Origin of the sequence: Coleofasciculus sp. FACHB-542, assembly GCF_014695825.1 — a bacterium.
Taxonomy (GTDB): domain Bacteria; phylum Cyanobacteriota; class Cyanobacteriia; order Cyanobacteriales; family FACHB-T130; genus FACHB-T130.
The window spans coordinates 37,648-59,405 of the sequence record NZ_JACJPB010000045.1; the positions used below are offsets into that span (position 1 = coordinate 37,648).

Below are 21,758 nucleotides of genomic sequence, written 5' to 3' on the forward strand. Positions count from 1 at the left end.
CAATCGTATACTCAGCGAAGCGATCGCCTACGGCATCGCATCAAAATGAGTGATGAAAAAGATACCCCTTAGCAGTCTCTGATGAATCAGCATGAAGAAACAAACCTCGCTCCTAGTCGCCAGCCGAAACCACCACAACTTGCAACTGATCGCACAACTCTTGATTCAGGAAGGATATCCAATCCTCACCGCTGACAGCTTGGAGGAGTTTGAGCAAGCTTTGAGACATTCTGCACAAATCAGTCTCGCTATCGTAGATATCTCTAGTCTAGAAAGTCGGATTTGCGAATGGCTGCGGCACGAGGCAATCCCCATTCTGATGCTTTCTAACCAGTCTGGCTCAACGGACTGGCAGTTTACACTGATCGCTGGCGCTGCCGATCATCGGATCAAACCCATCGGTAAAACAGAACTACTGACGCGAGTTAGTTCGATTTTGAAACACAGAGCTAAATTTGAGCTTGAGAAAGCCCGCGACAACCGGCTATTAAAAGCGGCACCCGATTTACAGAAGTCTAACCCAAAGGTAGATGACCTAGTTTTTAGAGACGCGCTGACAGGAATTGCGAATCGCCATCATTTTGAAGAAATTTTAGAACGGGAATGGAGACGTGCAGCAAGAGAGGCAAGGTTTCTGTCGTTGATTATGATTAATCTTGATTTTTTTAAAGATTTTAAGGATACCTACGGACTTCAGCGAGGCGATTATTGTCTGAGAGAAGTTGCAAAAGCTTTAAGTGCTGCTGTGAAAAGATGTGGAGACGTTGTCGCCCGATATGGGGGTGAAGAATTTGTGACACTTCTCCCCGATACCAATCGCTCTGGGGCGATTGTCGTGGCAGAGGCAATGCGTTTAAATGTGGCAGATGTAAACATTTCCTACGTGAATTCTCCGATTGGCGACCGAGTAACTATCAGTTTAGGGGTTGCCACGTTAATTCCTGAGAGAAATTCCACCCCACAAGCCTTGATTGCTGAGGCGCAAAAGATGCTATCTGTAGCAAAAGAGGAAGGAAGCGATCGCTTCAAAATTTATCCGATTTCAGGCTAACCTCAAGATCCAAATAACTGAATATTGAGCCATTGTGAGCCATATCACGGCACTTATGACTGAATTACGATAGCACTAGAGAGAACCCAAAACAAAGGGGGAAATTTGAAGGAGCGACCGTTTATTTTGGCGGCAGAGCGAAACCCGTGCTACCTGGAACTTGTGGCTCAATTCCTCGGCAAAGAAGGGGATTGTGTCAAAAGTGCTAACCTTTTAGAGGCACTCGATCTAGCCCTATGCCAGTCAAAAGCAATCGGTTTGGCGCTGGTGGACATAGACGGTTTTTACCGGCGTGTTTGGAAATGCTGCGAACGAATTCGGGATCGGCAAATACCCTTTCTACTACTCTTGCCTAAGCAAAGTGTCGCGATTGAGCAGCAAAACCTAGCTCACGGAATGCAAAGTACATTAGTTAAACCGCTAGTCGTCAAAAAGTTCCTAGTGATCGTTCGCAGTCTACTAAGAGATTAAGTATGAGCCGGATTTTGTTGCTTGTAGAGCAAAAAGAAAACCGCCGCCTGCTCTCAGAGTGGCTTGCTGGGCATCACGAAGTATTGCTACCTGACGAAAAAGAGACGGGGAGCCGAGGAGCTAAGGAGCAGGAGAACAACAGAGAAATTTTACTCAATCCTCAGTCTTGTAGAAATGGGATAAATTGGCGTCTTCTCAGTTCTCAGCCGGAACGGGGTTTCCCTACCCTGGCTGCGCTGCTCAGCACTCAGCACGGGCAGGGTACTGTTCTACCCTTACCGCTTAGCCCTCAGTCTTTAATCCTGAACACAGCTTTTGACCTATGCGTCTTAGATAGCGTGGCCCTAAAGCAGTTTTGGGAAGAGGTACAAGCGAGAAAAGCCGCTGAATTACCAGTTTTTCTGCCATTTCTGTTGATCGTTCCTCGTCAGGATGTGGGGTTGATGACTCGACACCCGTGGAAGAGTGTTGATGAGTTAGTCACCATCCCCATCGAGAAGATGGAGTTGCAGAAGCGGGTGGAGATGTTGTTGCGGACGCGACAACTCTCGTGGGATCTCAAACAGCGCAATGCTGAGTTAAAGGAGACAAATGAGCGATCGCAACAGGAAATTGTCAAGCATCAGCAAGCAGAAGCCCAACTCCGACAAAGCGAAGAAAAATTCCGGCAATTTCTAGAAGCAGCACCAGACGCGATCGCGATTGTTGGCGCAAGCGATCGCATCGTTCTCGTTAACACTCAAATTGAGAAAATGTTTGGCTATGAGCGCGATGAATTGCTGGGCAATACTCTGGAGATGTTGCTACCCGATTACATCCGGCGCGTACACGATCGAGAACGCACCGATTCCTGTTGTGAACCTCAAGTCCCACCGATGGGAGTGGGGTTTGAGCTATTTGCCCGACGCAAGGATGGTACTGAGTTCCCCGTAGATGTCAGCCTCAGCCACATCGAAACCCCGCAAGGATTTCTCGTTACTAGCATTATTCGCAACATCACCGTTCGCAAGCAAGCAGAAGAAGAAATTCACAAAGCGTTGGAACAAGAGCGACAATTGGGCGAATTGAAATCTCGCTTTGTGTCAATGGTTTCCCACGAGTTCCGCAATCCGCTGACCTCAATTTCTCTTTCTGCCCATATGTTAGAACATTGCTCTAATGAATGGTCTCAGGAGAAAAAAAGCAAATATTTGCTGCGGATTAAAGACATCGTGAGAAATATGACCGATTTGTTAGAAGATGTGCTTTTAATCGGCAGAGCAGATGCCGGGAAATCAGAATTTAATCCAGTCCCCCTCGATCTAACAGAATTCTGCCGTAATTTGGTAGAAGAAATCCAACTGAGTGCTAGCAATCAGCACGAGATAAATTTTGTCAGTAATCAAACGCAATTCAAACTTGAAAATTTAAATACTGATAATTACTCTCTTCAAGGTTCTAATCTGGAATGTTTAACCGTCACTGAAAACGAATTTGAGACAATCGTTTCTATGGATGAAAAACTGCTGCGACAAATCTTGAATAATTTGTTATCAAATGCAATTAAATATTCCCCCCAAGGCGGCATTGTTCATTTTGGCTTGACTTGCCAGAACGGAGAGGCAACTTTCCAAATTAGAGATGAAGGAATTGGCATTCCTCCAGCAGATTTAGCGCGGCTCTTTGAAACATTTCATCGAGCCAAAAATGTTGGCAAAATTCCTGGAACTGGCTTAGGGCTGGCAATTGTCAAAAGATGCGTAGAAATACACGGAGGCAAGATAGCGGTGGATAGCCAAGTTGGGTTAGGAACGACTTTTACCGTAACGCTTCCGTGTTAATAGTTAATAGCGAGTGGCTATTAACTATTCACTGTCCATTCTTTCAAAGCGATCGCGATTCCTTGTTTTAATTCTGGGGTGAGATTTTCGGTGGTAGCGAGTTGCTGTAATTGCTGGTAAGCAATGGGAAATTTTTTGAGAGCAGCGATCGCGTGCAGTTTTACCCCTGCATCGGGATCTGCTAACAGTTCAATTAACTGGTTGATCGCAATGGCATCTCCTAACTGTCCCCATGCCATTGCCACCGCTTGTTTAACCTTGGAATTTTGAGCAGTTAAGCTTTCTGATTCAAGTGCTGTCAGCAGGATTTTAGCAGCTGTTGGGACTAATTTTGGAGAATCCACTCGCCCCAAAACGGTGACAATTTCCTGCCATAGCACCGGAGACTCAACAGAAAGGGCTTGTTGCAAATACTCCAAGGCGGCTGCTGTTTGGGGGAGCGATCGCACGATGTCTACTTGCAAGCTAAGCGGTGTATTCGGGGATGAGAGTACCTGAAACAAGGCAGCGGCGGCTTCATCTGTTCCCAGTCGTCCTAATGCGATCGCACTATGCTGACAAACTTCCAAATTAAAGTCAAATAGCAGGGGTTGTAGCTGAGTTACTAGATTCAATTGTTCTAGCAAATCAGAGCGCATCCCCAAGCCAATTACCGCTTCTTTTCTCACTTGTGCGGCTGGATCTTGCAAGGCATCCATCAATACTGGTGGAATCCGGCTGTCGTGAAAGCTACCCAGTGCTTCAATCGCAGCGGCTCGAATCGCAGATTGGGGATCTTGAACCACGTTCAGGAGAGGCGCAATCGTTTCGGAACGGCGGATCTGAGCAAGCGATCGCACGGCTAACAGTCGTGTCTCTGACTCTGCTAATAGTTCGGTCAAAGCCTCCACAGCCGGAGAGCCGATATGCGCTAAAGCAGCCGCTGCTGCCACTGTAAGTTCTTCATCCTCAGATGTTCTCAGCAGCTCTACTAAGGCGGTGATGACGGCAGGATTGTCAAATTCTCCCAGAATGCGACCAGCAAACCAGCGCTCCTCCAAGTCGGCGTCTTCATCTTTCAGAATGGAAATCAAAGGAGCGATCGCGCCTTCCCCTAATTTGGGTAACACCTTCGCCACTTCCCACCGTTCTTGAAAATCCCCTGCGTCAAGTACATCTAAAGCCAGGTTCAATAATTGCTCTAAGTAAAGCGAGTTAGAATCCTCTCCTGTTGACGACTCCCCTTGCCTTACCTCTGCTTTGTTAAGTGGTAGTTGCTGCAAGCATTGGTTTAATAATGACCAGTTTTTTTGCTGTGCCGCAATAGTAGCCTGCTCTAAAACACTTAATAACATCATTTAAATCACTTTTACTCAATTTTTATCCGACACGCTTGACCCACACTAGCTAGCCTTGTTTCCTGAACCTGGATACCTTTAAGCTTCACAAGCTAGTTTACCTAGAGTTTAGGTCAGATACCAGATTTGCCGATAAATCCCTATAGAGGCTGTGTTTGCTTTATTTTGACTAATAGAAATTTTTCTCAATCTACTCCTACCCTGGCTTCAAATGCGAATCAAGCATTAATTTAATGCATTAATTTCATTTCTGAATAATTCTATAATTAAAAACATAAATTCAGCCTTTCTCCTCCCTAACTAATTTTTCAAATCAATATTTGCTAACCACACAGGCTTTTTGAAGGTAGATACTTTTATGAAATTGTTGCCACTCTCTACAATCAATATGGCAATCGATATCTTCCTGGCACGCAGCCTCAAAGTCGGCAATTGAACATTTTGGGTAGGAAAAACTGATGCTAGTAACGATGGAACTGCGCTGGTTTTATCACGGCATAATCCCCACACAGATTGAACATTGGTTTAATCAAGAGAGCCTCAGTGGACAGATGGAATCGCCAGAAAATAGAGAAGACTGGTATTTATACTTACCTAACTGTGATTACCTGGGTATCAAACTGCGGCAAGGAAAGCTGGAAATCAAGTGGCGTCAAGCCGAATTAAAAGTGCTGCGTTTTGGGGATTTGGTGCAGGGGAAAGCAGAGAAATGGGCGAAGTGGACGTGTGAAGATCCCACCTCAAAATGCTTTATTCCCGCAGAGGTGGCGGGAAAAGAGTCGTGGATGAGTGTGAAGAAGATGCGATCGCAGCGTGTATACCAAGACTGTGCTGTTGAACTCACTCAACTAAAGATTAAGGGCAAGGATTGGTGGAGTCTGGCTTTTGAAGCTACGGGCGAAGATGACAAGTTGATGGATAATCTTCAAACAGTAGCCAGCCAAGTATTTCAAACTTACCCAGGTGCAAAGTTACAAGGGAAGGATTCTTTTGCTTATCCTAGTTGGCTATCTGTAGTTGGGGAGTCACGCTAGGCACTGACCCAATCTATAATCTTTGTTCACTCAACAGTATTAACCGTGGAATCGTAACGCGACGATTGGCAGTAAGCTATTTTACGGCGTTCGTGGCGATTCAACATGGCAACTATTAACGATAACTACCTCAAACTCAAAGCAGGCTACCTGTTTCCCGAAATTGCTCGCAGGGTGAATTCCTTTGCAGAGGCTAATCCCGGCGCAAAGATTATACGCCTGGGGATTGGCGATGTCACCGAACCCCTACCAGAAGCCTGTCGCACGGCGATGATTAAAGCCGTTGAAGATATGGGCGATCGCGGTTCCTTCAAAGGCTATGGCCCAGAACAGGGTTATGCTTGGTTGCGGGAGAAAATTGCCTCACATGACTTCCAAGCGCGGGGATGCGAGGTTGATGCTTCCGAAATCTTCATCTCTGACGGTTCTAAGTGCGACACGGGTAACATTCTCGATATCTTTGGCGACAATAACGCGATCGCTGTCACCGATCCGGTTTATCCCGTGTATGTAGACACCAACGTGATGGCGGGACACACTGGCGCTGCTAACGATAAAGGCGAGTTTGGCGGCTTGGTGTATATACCCATCACCGCAGAGAACAACTTCACCGCCGAGATTCCCTCGCAGAAAGTTGACTTAATTTATCTCTGCTTCCCCAATAATCCTACGGGAGCAACCGCCACGAAGGAACACCTGAAAGCATGGGTAGACTATGCGAAAGCTCATGGCTCGATCATTTTCTTCGATGCGGCTTACGAAGCATTTATAACCGATCCAGAGCTTCCCCATTCAATTTACGAAATTGAAGGTGCAAGAGATTGTGCGATCGAGTTTCGCTCGTTTTCCAAAAATGCAGGCTTTACCGGAACCCGCTGTGCGTTGACGGTTGTGCCGAAAACCCTTAAAGCCAAAGCCGCCGATGGTTCCGATGTGGAACTGTGGAAGCTGTGGAACCGCCGCCAGTCTACCAAGTTTAATGGCGTGTCCTACATCGTGCAACGCGGAGCAGAGGCGGTTTACTCCGAGGAAGGACAAGCGCAAACTAAGGCTCTAGTTAGCTTCTACATGGAAAACGCCAAAATTATCCGCGAACAACTGACAGCAGCCGGATTAGCGGTTTATGGTGGCGTAAATGCGCCTTACGTTTGGGTGAAAACGCCCAATGGTTTATCGAGTTGGGATTTCTTCGATAAGTTGCTGCAAACCTGCAATGTTGTCGGTACTCCTGGTTCTGGTTTCGGTGCTGCGGGTGAAGGTTACTTCCGCATTTCGGCATTTAATAGCCGAGAAAATGTCAATGAGGCAATGAAGCGGATTACCGAGAAGTTTAAAGTGTAGGCAAGAGAAGCCGCGCTTGTGGGGCATAAGTTACGCGATCGCTTTTGAGCATCAATTCTCGCTGCCTTGGTTAAACTCAATCTATAAGTCTCAAAGGTTGCGGTGGGCAATACCTATCGCAACCCTAGCTTTAACCGCTAAGTAACAAGCAATCTTACGAATCTTGATGGCTACCACTACCCAACGGCTCACACTGCAAGACTTCCTGAAGCTGCCGAATATTGAGGAGTCGCCAGCTTGGGAGTTAATTGACGGACAAATAAATCAAAAATCTATGCCCACAGCTTTCCACAGCATCTTGCAGAAACGGCTGACGGCTGCAATTGACCAAGCGGATTCACCCTATGAAGCTTTTCCAGAGCTACGCTGCATCTTAAGTAGTAATTCTGTTGTTCCTGATATTACCGTTATTCACCAAGACCGAGTCCCTTCTGAGAATATCGCTGTTGAAGGTGCCCCTGATTGGATGATTGAGATTCTCTCACCCGATCAAAGCACCACTAAATTGATTGCTAAAATTCAAACTTGCCTGCAAGAAGGAACTCAATTAGGGTGGCTTATCGATCCGACAGAACGAGTGATTATTGTGCTGTGGTCAGATGCTCGGATGGCATTGCTGAGAGATAGCGATCGCTTGCCTGTCCCCCAAGATATCCCATTAGAATTGACAGTTGAGCACGTATTTGGCTGGTTACGGCGGGTAAGTTGAGGATAGGTAACGATCAGTCTCAATGGTTTTGGTAGGTAAGGCTCACCCTGCGTAGCTATATTTGCATTCAGCATAAATGGGAGTAACCTCAAATGGTACAAACACCCGCTAAACCTCTTACTTTAGAAGAGTTTTTGGCTCTACCAGAAACTGAACCCGCCAGCGAGTACGTTGATAGTCAGATTATTCAAAAGCCAATGCCGCAGGGAGAACATAGTACGCTCCAAGGTGAACTAATTATTGCTGTTAATGCTGTTGTTAAGCCCCAAAAACTTGCACGAGCATTTCCAGAACTGCGGTGTACGTTTGGTGGACGGTCAATCGTACCAGATGTAGCAGTATTTACCTGGGAGAGAATTCCCCGCAAGGAAAATGGCGGTGTAGCAAATGTATTTCAAGTAGCTCCTGATTGGATAATTGAAATCTTATCTCCAGACCAAAGTGCTACGAAAGTCACAAAAAAAATCCTGCATTCTCTCAGATATGAAACACAAATGGGTTGGCTAATTGACCCAAACGAACAAACTATATTTGTTTATCAACCCAAGCAAGAACCAGAGGTGTTTGACGAGCCAGAACAGCAACTTCCCGTCCCTTCATTTGCTAGCGAACTCCGCTTGACGGTAGGCGAAATATTTGGCTGGCTGTTAGAATAACTGATTATGGGAGTCTATTCTATAGACTACTGCCGTATTTCAAAATTTCACAGTTGGAAAATGTAGAAGGGGCAATGAAGGGAATTACAGAATAATTTAGCCCCAAGCGTGCTCGTTATCTGTCCAATGTTAGCAAAATACTCTCTTGGCACTTTGCCCACAAGCATTAACAAATCCCGCGTCAAAAGTAGCTCCGACAATTCCGCCAATTATAGGTACGAATTTCATAAGGTTAATCACTCCCTTCTCTCCAGCTTTTGTAATTAACCGGAATCCAACTTTTTTGTTAATTTCAATTAGAACTTTTCCAGGAATCTGATTAATTATATTTTTAGCAACTTTAGTTCCTATCGCGATACCTGCTGTACGTAGAACTTCTTCTCCAGCTTCCCCGATCAAAGATAGCAGTACCATAGTCCTTACTTGATCCGAGTTGATATCGTACCCACGAAGTTTTGCAATTGCAGCAGCAGTATTTGCTCCTAATGCATAAGATATCGCTAAACTAGCTGGGATACTTAATGGTAATGTAGCAATTCCTCCTAAGCCAGTTATAAATCCTGTTCCAGCAGCAGAAGTAGTACGCCATGCAATTACAGAGTTAATTGCATCTTCTACACTACTAGCTTTTGCTAAGTGATTTTGTGCTACTTGTTCTGCGGAAGGAAGAAAACCGAAGCCTTTAATTCCAATATTGGCAATCCATTGCAGGAGCTGCTCTATTTCTGAATTCATACTATTTTTATTTTTGAGTTAATTCTTGTTGCACATAGTGTATTTTAAATGTAAACTCTTAGACCACCGTAATATTACCGAGGTTGATTTCTTGATAACTGGTCAACATTCATAATTCATAGAAAAGGAAGGCAAACAGCGGACTCTCACAATATTCAAGTGGATACCGATGTTATGCAGTGAGTCTTGAATGGAGTTAGCGGCAAATTCGATAAGTGCGAGCGCTTCCGCACGACAAACCTAACCGTTTAACTTCTCATTCTTAACCAGTCAAAAATTTGCTCTGCGGTCAATTCCAGGTCAATGCCGTCTAAAACAGCTAAGCGATCGCTTCCTTGACATAATTCTGGTTGTTGGTTAGGTAGGAAAATTAGTACAGAGCGATCGCTCGGATCGATTAGCCATCCAAGCCGGGAACCATGCTTGAGACAGTGCAAAATATTACCCGTTACTCGATTTGAACTTTGTTCTGGAGATAAAATCTCAATCGTCCAATCTGGAGCAATTAATACATCATCTACAGGTTCGCCGTCATCATCAAATTCAATTCGGTTCCAGCGAAGAACGGCAATATCAGGAACAACTGACCGTCCTCCAAATGTACACCGTAGTTCCGGAAAAGCATAGGCAATCCGCTGTTCCTCAACAACGTCATTGATTGTACCCGTTAACTTTCCCTGAACCCTGGAGTGGCGAGTTTTAGGCATTGGTTTCTGAATCACCTCACCATTGATATACTCTTTGGCAGGCTTGGTCTCTGGGAGTTTCAAAAACTCTTCTAAGGTGAGGGATTTAGAGGGTATTTGTACCATTGCGGCAGCCTCCAAGAGCAGAATCAGACAAGCTTTACCTTTTATTCTAGGTTTCCCATCAAGTCTAAAGTACCAGAGGAGCCAGAATAAGCGATCGCTCTCACAAATTCATGGAAAAATGCGATCGCAAACTATATCAGGGGGTAGAGCTTGGTGTGGCGGGGTGGTCTACCTTAAGGTTCTATCCAGTTCATGAGAAATTTCTTAGCCTGAACATATAGCCCACTCGTGCATAGAAAAAAAATTTGTATGACAACCGACGTTTCTACTGACATCAACAAGAACAAAGGTATTAATGGATCGCTCTTGACGGGCGCTCTTTTGATTATTCTGGGGATAGTTGCGATCGCTGTACCGAATGTCTCGACAATTGTCGCGGAGACTTGGATTGCTTTGATCTTAGCGAGTGCAGGAGCGACCAAGGCAGTATATGCCTTTCAAACCCGCGAGCAAGGAGGTTTCATTTGGAAACTCCTGTTGAGCGCCCTCTACATTGCTACAGGCGTGATGCTATTTTTCTACCCCTTAACAGGTGTCCTGACGCTGACTCTGTTGCTAGGTAGCTTTTTGCTGACCGAAGGTGTATTTAACCTGATCCTGGCATTCCGGGTGCGTCCGCAACAGAATTGGACATGGGTACTGACAGACGGCATCATTACGCTGGTGTTGGGCGCAATGATTTGGTTCCAGTGGCCCTTCAATGCCCCTTGGTTAATTGGAACCCTGGTGGGTGCCAGCGTTCTTTCCACGGGAGTTTCTCGCGTGATGCTATCGCTGAATAAGCGTTCTGCCTTGAATGAGTCTAACCAAGCTGCTTAAGCCTAAAGCGCTGTGGTCTGGTGTAAGGCGGGTAATGTCTTAAGAAAATTGCCCGCAAGTTCCCTAGAAGCGATCGCATCCTGATGGCGATCGCTTCTTTCAATTAAAAAAGGGTGCGATCGCGTCCTTAATTAAAATAATTACTCAAGCGAATCCTGATACAAAGTTTGCAATAAATTTTCTAATTTCTCTTCAGGACAGCACTCAATCAACGCTTCAAAAACTTCTAGTAATTTGGCAGCGCTGTCTCCCAAAGTGGGACTCAATCCCCAAACATCTTGTACCCAGTCTTTAGGACGTTCATCTTCAAAAATTAAGCGTTCTAGAAGTTGCTTTGATTCTGTCTTGGAGGTAGGCATCGGGTTTCGCTGATGGGTAAAAATATCATCAAAATCTCTCCATCATTAAACAGCATATAAGTGATTTGCTCGCCCTCATAGCATGAGCGGGCAGTACCACTCTACTGCTCAGATGATTTCAGTTTGTGCGCCGTTCTCAAAATTTGTCCAGCTAAGATAGCCGCACCGAAGCCATTATCAATATTCACTACGCCCACCCCTGCTGCACAAGAGTTTAGCATTGTCAGGAGTGGCGCAAGTCCGCCGAAACTCGCACCATAGCCGACACTGGTGGGAACTGCAATCACGGGACAATCAGCCAAACCAGCGACGACGCTGGGTAAAGCACCTTCCATCCCGGCAACGACGATTAGCACATTCGCCGATTCAATGACGTGACGGTTACTTAACAGGCGGTGGATACCCGCGACGCCGACATCCCAGAGGCGCTTCACCTGGAAGCCACAAAGTTCTGCTGTAACCGCTGCTTCCTCAGCGACGGATAAATCGGCAGTACCGGCACAGAGGATGGCAATGGTGCCCGAATACTGGGGTTCTAGGGTGGCAGGAGAAATGGCACAGATTCGCGCCGAAGCGTAATATTGGAGACCTGCCACTTTTTCCTGCAACTGGGCATAGACTGCCGGTTCAATCCGCGTTGCCATGACGACAGGGTTGCGCGATCGCATCGCCTCCATAATCCCCGCAATCTGTTCGGGTGTTTTTCCTGGCCCCCAAATCACCTCTGGAAAACCCGTTCGCAAGGTGCGGTGATGGTCAATTTTGGCAAAATCGCCCACGGGTTCAAAGGCAAAATGCTTGAGTTTTTCTAACGCCGCTTCTGGGCTAACGTCACCAGCGGCAACCGCTGCTAATAAGGATTGCAAAGCTTCAGGTTGAGTCACGACTTCAAATTAAGGATAGAAAATGCAAAAACAAGAATTGGCGATGTAAATTTTGCCGTTAATCGGTCACTTTCAGCTCATAAACATTCCAGAGGGCACCGCCAAGAGAAGAGTATTTGATGCCGGTAACGCGATCGCGCACGGCTGACATTGACAACGGGTTCACTAGATAAATCATCGGCAAATATTCCTGCGTAATCCGCTGCGTTTCGGCATAGATAGCTTTACGTTTGACCTCATCTAATTCTTGGGCTGCTTTAATGTACAGACGCCCAATTTCCGCCTCCCAAGGAGCCACCTCTCGACCCTCAATCGGCTTTGACCCCGATACGGCATCCTGATTGAAGCTGTGTAACCCGCCATCTGGCAACCAGACATTCGCCCCATTATGGGGTTCGATGCCCCCAGTAAAGCCGAGCAAATAACATTCCCAATTTAGAGTGTTTGCGAGTTTATCTACAAGCGTGTTGAAGGCAATCGGGTTGAAATCTACTTGTATACCAATTTGGCTCAAACTTTGCTTAATTTGCGCTCCCAATGACACGCGGGTTTGATTTTCAGCATTCGTTATTAATGTAAACTGCACCCGATTTCCATCAGTGTCTAATAACTGACCTTGATTATTATATTTAAACCCTGCGCTTAATAGTAATTTCTTAGATTTTTCAGGATTATATTCGTATACTTTCAGACCTTCTGCCGAAGTTATATAGTAAGAACTTTGTACGGAAATTGGTGAATTTTGCATTTCACCCAGACCGCGCAAAGTATTGTTAATCATCGCTTGCCGATCGATGGCATAAGCAACCGCTTGTCTGAATGATAGATTATTGAACCAGCGAGATTTAACTGGATCGATCAAAGGGCGTCCGTTCCGGCGTCCTTTATTTAGATTAAAAGAAATAAAAGTCGTGCCCGATCGCGGTCCACCTGTATAAACTGTAAATTTTCCGCGCTTTTCTTCTTGCTTTAAAAGTGGAAAATCTTCTGGACGCAATCGCCCCCACCCGTCAGTCGTATCTAAACCATTAGAGCGGAACTGAAGCAGCTGAGTATCCATATTTTCCGTAATTTGCCACACAATCCGATCGATATAAGGCAACTGATTGCCTTGTACATCTCGTCGCCAGTAATACGGGTTACGCCGAAATACGACCCGTTCGCTAGTGGTGTAACTTTCTATTTGATAAGGGCCATTAACAATTATTTCCGCTGGATTGGTATCCACTCCCCAGATAGACATCAACCTGGGTTTTCCCTCTGAGTTTTTCGATTTTACCGCGTCCTCAAGGGCGTGTTTTGGCAAAATCACGATCGCATCGTTTTTTGAGCCAGTTGTAGTTCGCAAAAAAGGAGCAAACGGTTCTGGCAGAATAAATTCAACCCGCCGTGCATCTAGCTTTCTGACTTGCGGAAAAGCACCAGATGTGCCAATTTTTAGGCTATCTCTGGCATCGGTAAAAATCTCTTTATTAAGAACCACATCTTCATACGTGAAGACAACATCATCCGCTGTCAGTGGCTGACCATCCGACCATTTCAATCCTTCTCGGAGGGTAAAAACGATTCGCCGTTTATCCTCTGATATTTCCCAAGATTCAGCTAATGCAGGCTCAATTTCACCCGTAACGCTATTTTCAGACGTTAATCCTTCGTAAGTGAATAGAAAAACATGGGGAAATTCTTGATTAAGTACCCAATTAAAAGTTTTGGGATCGCTTAATGTGGCTGTCACCAACTGGGATACTTTCTCAGTTGCCTGAGTTTTGAGTAAAGTTGGGTGACAGCCGAATAAAGCAAAAGGAAAAAGCAAAAAGCAAAAAGATAGAAAAAGAGGAAGCAGGAAATTAATCTTTCTTTTCCCTGCGCCCAATTGTTTTTTGCCTTGTTTACGGAATGTTTTTGTTTTCTGCGACTTTGAGTTCATAAAGATTCCAGAAGGCTCCACCAAGGGCAGAGAATTTAACGCCCTGAACGCGATCGCGCACTGCCTCCATTGAAAGCGGATTTACCAGATAAATAAAGGGTAAATTTTCCTGGGTAATGCGTTGGCTTTCGACATATATTTCTCGCCGCTTACTTTCATCAAGTTCGCTGGCACCTTTAATGTAAAGGTTTTCGATTGCCAATTCCCAGTCATCAACCTCCCAACCCTTCAGCGGAGGTTCTCCAGCTTGCGGTCCTAGGTTAAAAGTGTGTAAACCCCCTTTAGTTGTCCAAGTGTTTGCCCCACCATTTGGCTCAATGCCGCCACCGCCAATTTTGCCAATATAGCTATCCCATTTCCGTTGGGTATAAACTTTTTCAATCAACGTATTGAAGTTAATCGCATTAAAGTCTACCTGAATCCCAACTGCGCCAAGGTCTTCTTTAATCTGAGCACCGATAGCCTCCCGCAGCTTATTCCCTGAATTGGTCAGCATACTAAAACGAACTCGATTGCCATCTGCATCGAAAAGTTGACCCTGTGGGTTATATTTAAATCCAGCTTTTCGCAGCAATTCTTTCGCCTTTTCTGGATTATAGTCGTAGACTTTGAGACCTTGCTCTGGGGATAAATAGTAAGGACTTTGCTTATAAATCGGTGAGTTTTGCGGTTCTCCCAGCCCTCGATAGAGATTGTTCAGCATTTTCTGACGGTCGATGGCGTGAGCAACCGCTTGGCGAAACTCAAGCTTATTGAACCAGCGAGACTTAATTGGGTCTACGAGGGGCTGATTTTGAGAATTTTTGGCTTTATTTAAATTGAAAACCAAAAAAGTCGTGCTGAGTTCTGGGCCACCCGTGTAAATTTTAAATTTTCCCCGATTTTCTTCTTGCTTAAGGAGAGAATAATATTCCGGCGCGATCCCCAGAGTATCTAAACCGCCAGAACGATATTGGATAAAAGATGTGTCGGTATTTTCGACAATTTGCCAGACAATACGATCGATGTATGGCTGTTGATTACCCTGAGTATCCTTGCGCCAGTAATAGGGATTTCGTCGAAATGTCACCCGCTCGCTAGTTTGATAGTTTTCTAGCTGATACATTCCATTGACAATAATTTTTTTGGGATCGGTGTCGATTCCCCAGCTAGACAGAAACTTGGGTTTTCCATCTGAATCTGTAGTGACAATGGATTCTCGCAGCGCATGAGCAGGTAAAATTGCAAGTCCGGTGTAGCGCAAAAACGGGGCAAAAGGTTCTGGAACTGTAAATTCAACCCGTCGTTCATCAAGTTTACGGACAATGGGCAGCAGGCGATCTTTGCCAATCTTTAGAATGTCTCTAATATCAGTAGGAATTTTTTCGTTGAAATAGAGTTCATTGTAAGTAAAGATGACATCATCAACGGTCAGTGGTTGACCATCAGACCATTTCAAGCCCTCCCGCATGGTAAAAACAATTCGCTTTTTGTCTGGGGCGACTTCCCAAGATTCAGCTAAGGCGGGTTCAAGTTCACCATTGCCGTTTTCAGTAATTAACCCTTCGTAAATTAAGCTAAAAACGTTGGGTGATTCTTGACTTAGAACATAGTTAAAAGTTTTGGGATCTTGCAGAATACTGTCCACCAACTGCGGCACCTGAGCGGCTTTTGTATTGAATTGATTCAGGCTACAGCTATGGAGCGCGATCGCGCTTATCATCGCCAGCATGAGAGCTAACAAACGACGCCAGATTAGGGGAATACTAGCAGATAATTTCATAATGATTGTCTGTACGAGTATTAATTAAAACTTACTGAGACTCTAACCAACCGAGGAAATCCTGTGTGCGGCTAAAATATTTATCCGCGCCAGCATCACGCAAAGCGGCTTGAACTTCCGGCGGATTAAATTCTTTAACATTGGCGCTGAGGAACACTTTTCTATCTGTGGTATGCAGCCGTGCATGATTAAGAATGCAGTGCAAAATCAAGTTATCCGTAGGGTCTTTGTTGATAAAACGTGTATCTAAGCTTGCCTGAAGCATATCGCCCGTTAAGGGAATTATCTCTACCTTGGTGTTGAGATGATCGAGGGCTTGAAAGAGACGGGTTTCGACATCATTGAATAGCGCCTGATTCTCAATTAAGGCCTGTTGTAAATGAGAAAGGAGAGACTGGGCGTGGGATGAGGTGATATCTCGACGTAACTGGCTGATTTGTTTTTTTAGTTCATCCATAAAACGATTGCGGCGCTTCAGTTCATCCTCTAATGCAGAGAGAGCTTCCATGCAGCAAATGCTTGGTATCGCTATCTGGACTGATGTGGTCGGATTCTCTAGCAAAGTATTCGCTTGGGAGTCGCGTCCTGTGGCAATGCTCATCAAGAAATTTGTCTCAACGTAAAGTATTACCAAGAAGCGCCACCTTCAGAGTAAGTATCTCCATCTTCCAGCACCTGCAACAAACCGATGGTTGCCAATTCTTCCGATCCTGGCGGGGTTTCCGACTTCCAGTGATAGGCTAAGTCTCGCAGCCAAGCTTCAACGAGTGTCTGATGGTATGGCCCAAATATCCGTTTGCTGCTAAATTCGGGGTCGTAATGATTAAGCACTGTAGCAGTCTTAAGTACGCTAACGGGTTCCGATAAATTAGCCCCGTCCCCTTGAAAAATCTCAATGTTTTCAAGGTCAGCCAGCATGGCAAAGGGAATTTTCGTGTTCGCCGCTTGCAGGTAGGATTTTAGTTTCTCGATCGCCCATTGTTTGGCTTTACTATCTTTGAGTTTAGTAGCTTTGACTTCAACTACTAGAACCGTTTGCCCTTCAGGGTTGCAGGCAATAATATCAACAAGAGAATCGCCCTGAGTAAGTTCAAATCTTCCAGCTTCCATTGCCTTAATGCTCCCAGCGCGTTGAGAGTCTCTGTCTTATCCGCCTCTCGTTCATTCCTATCCTAGACATTTTCAACCTTTTGACTCGATAGGTTTGAGCCAAGTTAATCGGAAGCTACCAGTAAGGCTACAGCATAAGCTGCGATACCCTCTTCGCGCCCAACTGAGTCTAATTTTTCATTTGTAGTGGCTTTGATGCCTACTTGGTCGGGTTTTAATTCTAGGACATCGGATAAGCGATCGCGCATCTTCTCAATATGCGGCTTCAGTTTCGGACGTTCTGCCACTACTACAGAGTCAATATTCTCAATTTGCCAACCTCGTTCCCGAATTAGCTGATGCACCTGCTTGAGCAGTTCCAGACTATCAGCCCCTGCCCACTGGGGATCTGTCGGGGGAAAATAATGACCAATATCGCCTAAACTCAGGGCACCGAGCATCGCATCCATAATCGCATGAGTCAGCACATCGGCATCGCTGTGCCCCAGCAATCCTAATTCATGCTCAATCTTCACTCCTCCCAGAATTAAAGGACGCCCAGTAACTAAGCGGTGAATATCGTAACCGTTTCCGATGCGAATCTTAGCCATTTATCCGTTTTCAGCAAAATTTCAGCAAAAATACTTGGCTTGGCGACTCGAAGCCGCAGCTACACAAACGAAGTCCGCGCAACGCGAGACTATAAAATTATTTCGGCTTGAAGCCTGGGTCGGCAGGCTTTGTTTGTATAGCCCCAAACTTACAGTCTGAGGGCATCGAAGGACTTTTGCAAGCGGTAGGACTAAACGCTGAGGCTAAATCTGTACCATATCCGTGTATTCAGTTAATAGCTCATCGTAGGTAAGGCTATCGGTTTCCGCTTGGGGACTCCATAGCAGTTCAAACACCATCAGGTAGTCAGGGGAGATGGACGCTACTTTCTCTAAAGCTGACTTCAAAGCTTCAGCGGTGCGAATTTCTTCAAATAACGGCTTGTCATCCGCTGTTCCGACGAGCAACGTGACCACAATATAAGCTGCTGGGCCATCATCGAAGTCAGGCATCGCGGGTTTTTGTTGTCTGACTCTACCACCCACATTTGTAAGGGTTTCCGCACTAAATTTGCTGCGTTCTTGTATAGAAACTTGGTTGAAAATTGCCTCGGCGTCCTCTCGACTTTTCACCGTCTGCGAACTCGCTAGAACATGAGTCCAATTTTCGGGCGATCGCAATAATGCCAAAGCTGATTCTTGTAGCAGCTGCACCAATCCCTCTGAAGTATCGGTATCAACATTCAAGCTCAGTTCCGTCAGTTGAGATTGTATGTTTCGAGCTTGAGCCAGCAATGCTACCTGGATCTTGCTGACCGTAACCGTATCATTCTCTAGCTCTTGAGCCGCACTCCCACCCTTCTTCTTCAAAAAGATGAAATAAGCCCAAAGCCCAATACTCCCAACTGCCAACAACATCAATAAGAAAAGCCAAGGAAAATCACTCGATGAGTTACTAGCGGTGGAAGAATAGCCAGAATTGGTTGGTATTTGGGCGGGAACAGAATTTGCCGTTCCCGGCGCAGTTTGAGGGTAAGTTGATTGATTCGCCGGAACGTTATTGGGATAATAATTCGGCGGAACGGTGTTGGGATAGGTATAGACGGGCGGCGGTGCAACGGGAACCGGCACGATGACAGTGCTTCCCGGTTGTCTATAGTAAGGTTCATTCCAAGACGAGTCCGGGCGCGTCGGCTGAGTTCTCACTGAGGACGGCGGGGGAGTGGTTCTTTGAAAAGAGCCGCCGCCTGCTCGCCCACCTGTACTGCCCCTACTGGACTGCGACGGTGTAGAGTTTCTGGGAGAGGAGCTACTACCGCTACTGGAGCGGCTGGGGCTGGAACTAGAACGCGACGGTGAAGAGCGAAAAGAGCCGCCACCGCTTCGTCCACCACTACTTCTAGCCTCGGCTTCATTGCCAATCTTCAGCCCGGTTTCTTGATTGCCAATGGGCAGATGAATATTCACACTGTTGACTACCGTGAAACTTAGGACTGTCGCCCAAAGCAACTGAAGTTTTACGTTTTGTAGCATTTTCGCAGTTCCATTCTTCTCCTCCACGCTAGCTTTTCCTTGCCGCTATTGTCGAGGTGATAAGGTTGCAGTCAATCTGCTGATATCTTTACATTAATTCATTAAAAGAAGATTTTAGAATTAATTTAGGTTCGGAGTGCTAGATTAATGGCTAGATATCAGAATTCTGGGTGAGTGGACACTTACAATAAAGCGGAGATTATTATGTGAATAAAACCCGGCGGCAAAATTTTCAATGAGTCGAGAAAAAGCTCACGCTTAGGAAAAATAAATTATTTTTTAGTTTAGTTCATTGAAATCAAAGAATACTTAATAATCTATTAAATCTATACATCAAAAATAATTTTCACCTATTATCTTACCAATTCCTGAACTTTTCCTGATAGTCGGATTAGAGTCAGTAAATATTAAAAAATAATTATGATTTTAAAAATCAAGCAACCTCGGAAAATTTTTATTTTCTCTATTCTTGGTTTGGGTCTAGCGGTAGGAGCTTACTACGGCTGGTTTTTTCTCAGAGACTACCAGACCTTGAGGCAGGTGCAAGCAGATCAAAAAAAGATTGCTGCCTATCGCCAAAAGACTCAAGCGATGCCTACAGATCCTCAAGCCTTTCTTAACCTTGGCAATGCCTACATGACATTCTGGGAAAGTTCAGGTAAAGGCATTCGGATCGCTAGCCAGTTACAACAACAATCTTTGGCATGGGAGTGGCTATTCACCAAACCGAAGATGCTCAGCGAAGCTGTATTAGCTTATAACAAAGCTCTGCAACTTGACCCAACTTTGGTTGATGCCCATTATGGTCTGTGTTTCGCGTTAGTGGAACAAGGAGAAAGTGCAAAAGCGATCGCACCTTGTCGCAAAGCCGCTGAACAGCAACCCACGAAAGCTAAGAGTCATCTATGGTTGGGGCTTGCTCTCACTTACGAACGTCAATGGGACGAAGCAGAGGCAAGTTTTCGCAAAACTCTTGAGCTAGAACCGAAGAATGACGATGCATACTACCACTTAGGTAACGTCTTGCTGGTAAAAGAAAAAACAAATGAGGCAGTCGCAGCTTATCGTCAATCGATTGAATTAGACCCCAATGCCAACCTGACGTACCTGCGTTTAGGTGACGCTTTTACTGTACAGAAAAAACCAGAAGAAGCCATTGCTGCCTACAAAAAATCAATTCAGGTTGTACCTAATTATCATCTGCCTTACGAAGGGCTGGGGTGGATACTGGCTGAGCAAAACCGATTAGATGAGGCGAGCGCGGCTTACCGCAAAGCGATTGAACTCTATCCTTCCTATACAGATGCTTATCAAGGGTTGGGACAGGTTCTAGTTAAACAAAACAAATTAGATGAGGCAGTTGCTACTTACCGGAAAGGGATTGAATGGAAATCCAAAAAGAAAGATAAAAATGGTGACATCTATTACCTTTTGGGAATAGCTTTGATGAAACAGAAAAAGTTACCAGAAGCGATCGCAGCTTTTAAACAAGCCCTAAAATTCAATCCAAATGATGCAGATGCGCGCCAGAGTCTGCAACAGGCAGAGAAACAATTAGCATCTACTCAAGGTAAAAAACAACGATGATTCTTCAATCCATCATCTGCAACGTTGAGAGATTTTGCTTGTGAACAAAACATCTATACATCCCGTAAGTGGAGCTGTCCTATCTGGTGGATTCTTGCTACTGGCTATAAGTCTGTGTCCTCAAACTCAAAAAGCTTCCGCCGATGTAACAGATGAGCAGATGTTTGCAACCAAAGCAACTCTCAATCTGGCGATCGCTCCTCAGTTTGATGATGTCTACCCATTTGCTGATGGGCTGGCTAAGGTTGAACAACAGGGCAAAAAGGGCTTTATCGACAAAACTGGTAAGTTCATCATTCCTCTCAAATTTAGGGTTGGACCTGACAATGGCGAAGGAGAGGAAGCACCTGATATTGTTGGCTCGTTTTCTCAGGGACTGGTAGATGTGCAACTGGGCGGTTTTACTGGCAAATGTGGCTATCTCAGTAAAACAGGTAAAGTTGCCATCCCGTTACAGTTTGAGCGTTGTAGTGGATTTTCCGAAGGGCTGGCAGCCGTCCGGCAGGGTGGCAAAACTGGCTACATTGACAAAACTGGCAAGTTTATTATTCCTCCCCAGTTTGATTCCCAGATTTTACCCGCTATGCCTTTTTCTGAGGGATTGGCAGAGGTTCAGCAGGGCAAGAAATGGGGCTTTATTGATAAAACTGGCAAGTTTATTGTTCCGCCAAAATTTGAGGCGACAGTCGCATATTCGCAGGGTTTAGCAGCTGTTCGGCAAGTCAATAAATGTGGCTACATTGACAGTAACGGTAAGGTTGCTATCCCACTCCAGTTTAATGACTGTACTCCTTTTTCTGAAGGATTAGCTGCTGTCCAAAAACAGGGAAAATGGGGCTATATCGATAAAGCAGGAAAGATGATTATCTCTCCTCAGTTTGATCAAGCGATAAATTTCTCTGAAGGACTGGCAGCCATCAATCAGGCGGGTAAATGGGGTTACATCGATAAAACAGGGAAAATCCTTATTTCACCGCAGTTTGAAGAGACAGACCAATTTGTTCAGGGGCTGGCACCGGCTGCTCAGGGTGGTAAATGGGGTTTTATTGATAAAACTGGCAAGTTTATGATTACCCCTCAATTTGATGTAAGTAGCTAGGATGATTTAAACCTAAAACGCTCCAACATATACCCACCTTGTTCACTTCGGGATTCCATGCCCTCCATCACAGCCAGGGCTAAATCATATTCATTGTCGAACATTCGTCCTGAAATTTCATGAGCTTTGAGTTGATGCCACTGTCCTTCGATGGGGTTCATCTGGGAGCAATAGGCAGGCAA

The 21,758-nt window shown here is 45.3% G+C and carries 21 protein-coding genes and 1 pseudogene; 10 read left to right on the top strand and 12 right to left on the bottom strand.

Translation table 11 applies throughout. The features are described from left to right. Window positions 1-91: 91 nt before the first annotated feature. The 3 genes from H6F52_RS18265 (at window position 92) to H6F52_RS18275 (ending at window position 3,342) form a co-directional block, all read left to right on the top strand. Window positions 92-1,051, top strand: a complete 960-nt coding sequence (locus H6F52_RS18265) for a diguanylate cyclase (RefSeq protein ID WP_190536328.1) — start codon at window positions 92-94, stop codon at window positions 1,049-1,051. Window positions 1,052-1,156: 105 nt separating this feature from the next. Then, window positions 1,157-1,522 carry a response regulator gene (locus H6F52_RS18270; RefSeq protein WP_190528729.1) on the top strand — a complete coding sequence of 122 codons (366 nt, stop codon included), beginning with the start codon at window positions 1,157-1,159 and terminating at the stop codon, window positions 1,520-1,522. Between the two features lie 2 nt (window positions 1,523-1,524). After that, window positions 1,525-3,342, top strand: coding sequence for an ATP-binding protein (locus H6F52_RS18275; protein WP_190536329.1), 1,818 nt, complete (start codon window positions 1,525-1,527; stop codon window positions 3,340-3,342). A gap of 20 nt (window positions 3,343-3,362) precedes the next feature. Here H6F52_RS18275 and H6F52_RS18280 read toward each other — a convergent pair whose 3' ends face one another. After that, a complete protein-coding gene (locus H6F52_RS18280) occupies window positions 3,363-4,679 on the bottom strand; it encodes a HEAT repeat domain-containing protein (protein WP_347276229.1) in 1,317 nt (438 codons plus the stop codon). Between the two features lie 458 nt (window positions 4,680-5,137). Between H6F52_RS18280 and H6F52_RS18285 the strand changes: the two genes are divergently transcribed. From H6F52_RS18285 to H6F52_RS18300, 4 genes are all read left to right on the top strand, one after another. Further along, on the top strand, window positions 5,138-5,713 hold the full coding sequence (locus tag H6F52_RS18285) for a hypothetical protein (protein WP_190536330.1): 576 nt from the start codon (window positions 5,138-5,140) through the stop codon (window positions 5,711-5,713). 105 nt (window positions 5,714-5,818) lie between these two features. After that, a complete protein-coding gene (locus H6F52_RS18290) occupies window positions 5,819-7,054 on the top strand; it encodes an LL-diaminopimelate aminotransferase (RefSeq protein WP_190536331.1) in 1,236 nt (411 codons plus the stop codon). A gap of 166 nt (window positions 7,055-7,220) precedes the next feature. Beyond that, window positions 7,221-7,763, top strand: a complete 543-nt coding sequence (locus H6F52_RS18295; protein WP_190536332.1) for a Uma2 family endonuclease — start codon at window positions 7,221-7,223, stop codon at window positions 7,761-7,763. A gap of 92 nt (window positions 7,764-7,855) precedes the next feature. Beyond that, window positions 7,856-8,419 (top strand): Uma2 family endonuclease, encoded by a 564-nt coding sequence (locus H6F52_RS18300; protein WP_190528716.1) that lies wholly within the window; start codon window positions 7,856-7,858, stop codon window positions 8,417-8,419. Between the two features lie 129 nt (window positions 8,420-8,548). On the opposite strand, the gene H6F52_RS18305 is transcribed toward H6F52_RS18300, so the two are convergent. Continuing rightward, a complete protein-coding gene (locus tag H6F52_RS18305) occupies window positions 8,549-9,154 on the bottom strand; it encodes an EcsC family protein (protein WP_190412338.1) in 606 nt (201 codons plus the stop codon). 248 nt (window positions 9,155-9,402) lie between these two features. Next, a complete protein-coding gene (locus H6F52_RS18310) occupies window positions 9,403-9,966 on the bottom strand; it encodes a Uma2 family endonuclease (protein ID WP_190412337.1) in 564 nt (187 codons plus the stop codon). 249 nt (window positions 9,967-10,215) lie between these two features. Here H6F52_RS18310 and H6F52_RS18315 point away from each other — a divergent pair, with 249 nt between their 5' ends. Then, window positions 10,216-10,785: an HdeD family acid-resistance protein gene (locus H6F52_RS18315; RefSeq protein ID WP_190536333.1), complete on the top strand. Its 570-nt coding sequence runs from the start codon at window positions 10,216-10,218 to the stop codon at window positions 10,783-10,785. Window positions 10,786-10,925: 140 nt separating this feature from the next. Here the strand turns inward: H6F52_RS18315 and H6F52_RS18320 are convergent, their stop codons facing one another. The 8 genes from H6F52_RS18320 to H6F52_RS18355 all read right to left on the bottom strand — a co-directional run bounded on the left by H6F52_RS18320 (window position 10,926) and on the right by H6F52_RS18355 (window position 18,890). Next, a complete protein-coding gene (locus H6F52_RS18320) occupies window positions 10,926-11,144 on the bottom strand; it encodes a hypothetical protein (protein WP_190430536.1) in 219 nt (72 codons plus the stop codon). A gap of 101 nt (window positions 11,145-11,245) precedes the next feature. After that, window positions 11,246-12,028, bottom strand: coding sequence for a nickel pincer cofactor biosynthesis protein LarB (gene larB / locus H6F52_RS18325; protein ID WP_190412334.1), 783 nt, complete (start codon window positions 12,026-12,028; stop codon window positions 11,246-11,248). Window positions 12,029-12,086: 58 nt separating this feature from the next. Beyond that, complete coding sequence (locus tag H6F52_RS18330; RefSeq protein ID WP_190536334.1) at window positions 12,087-13,955, bottom strand: ABC transporter substrate-binding protein; 1,869 nt, start codon at window positions 13,953-13,955, stop codon at window positions 12,087-12,089. Continuing rightward, window positions 13,918-15,717 carry an ABC transporter substrate-binding protein gene (locus tag H6F52_RS18335; protein ID WP_190536335.1) on the bottom strand — a complete coding sequence of 600 codons (1,800 nt, stop codon included), beginning with the start codon at window positions 15,715-15,717 and terminating at the stop codon, window positions 13,918-13,920. Before H6F52_RS18335 ends, H6F52_RS18330 begins: the two co-directional genes overlap by 38 nt. Window positions 15,718-15,748: 31 nt before the next feature. Next, window positions 15,749-16,351 carry a PIN domain-containing protein gene (locus H6F52_RS18340; protein ID WP_190536336.1) on the bottom strand — a complete coding sequence of 201 codons (603 nt, stop codon included), beginning with the start codon at window positions 16,349-16,351 and terminating at the stop codon, window positions 15,749-15,751. Further along, window positions 16,345-16,827 carry a type I restriction enzyme HsdR N-terminal domain-containing protein gene (locus H6F52_RS18345; RefSeq protein ID WP_190536337.1) on the bottom strand — a complete coding sequence of 161 codons (483 nt, stop codon included), beginning with the start codon at window positions 16,825-16,827 and terminating at the stop codon, window positions 16,345-16,347. The genes H6F52_RS18340 and H6F52_RS18345 overlap by 7 nt, the downstream gene beginning before the upstream one ends. 104 nt (window positions 16,828-16,931) lie before the next feature. Continuing rightward, window positions 16,932-17,417 carry a 2-C-methyl-D-erythritol 2,4-cyclodiphosphate synthase gene (ispF, locus tag H6F52_RS18350; RefSeq protein WP_190412330.1) on the bottom strand — a complete coding sequence of 162 codons (486 nt, stop codon included), beginning with the start codon at window positions 17,415-17,417 and terminating at the stop codon, window positions 16,932-16,934. Between the two features lie 204 nt (window positions 17,418-17,621). Further along, window positions 17,622-18,890, bottom strand: coding sequence for a DUF1517 domain-containing protein (locus tag H6F52_RS18355; protein ID WP_190536338.1), 1,269 nt, complete (start codon window positions 18,888-18,890; stop codon window positions 17,622-17,624). 420 nt (window positions 18,891-19,310) lie between these two features. Between H6F52_RS18355 and H6F52_RS18360 the strand changes: the two genes are divergently transcribed. Both H6F52_RS18360 and H6F52_RS18365 read left to right on the top strand, forming a co-directional pair. Beyond that, window positions 19,311-20,477 (top strand): tetratricopeptide repeat protein, encoded by a 1,167-nt coding sequence (locus H6F52_RS18360; RefSeq protein WP_190536339.1) that lies wholly within the window; start codon window positions 19,311-19,313, stop codon window positions 20,475-20,477. A 40-nt stretch (window positions 20,478-20,517) separates the two neighbouring features. Further along, window positions 20,518-21,576, top strand: coding sequence for a WG repeat-containing protein (locus H6F52_RS18365; protein ID WP_190536340.1), 1,059 nt, complete (start codon window positions 20,518-20,520; stop codon window positions 21,574-21,576). On the opposite strand, the pseudogene H6F52_RS25490 reads toward H6F52_RS18365, so the two are convergent. Then, window positions 21,573-21,758, bottom strand: a pseudogene (locus H6F52_RS25490) (IS630 family transposase); the annotation flags it as partial. The gene H6F52_RS18365 and the pseudogene H6F52_RS25490 sit on opposite strands and share 4 nt — an antisense overlap.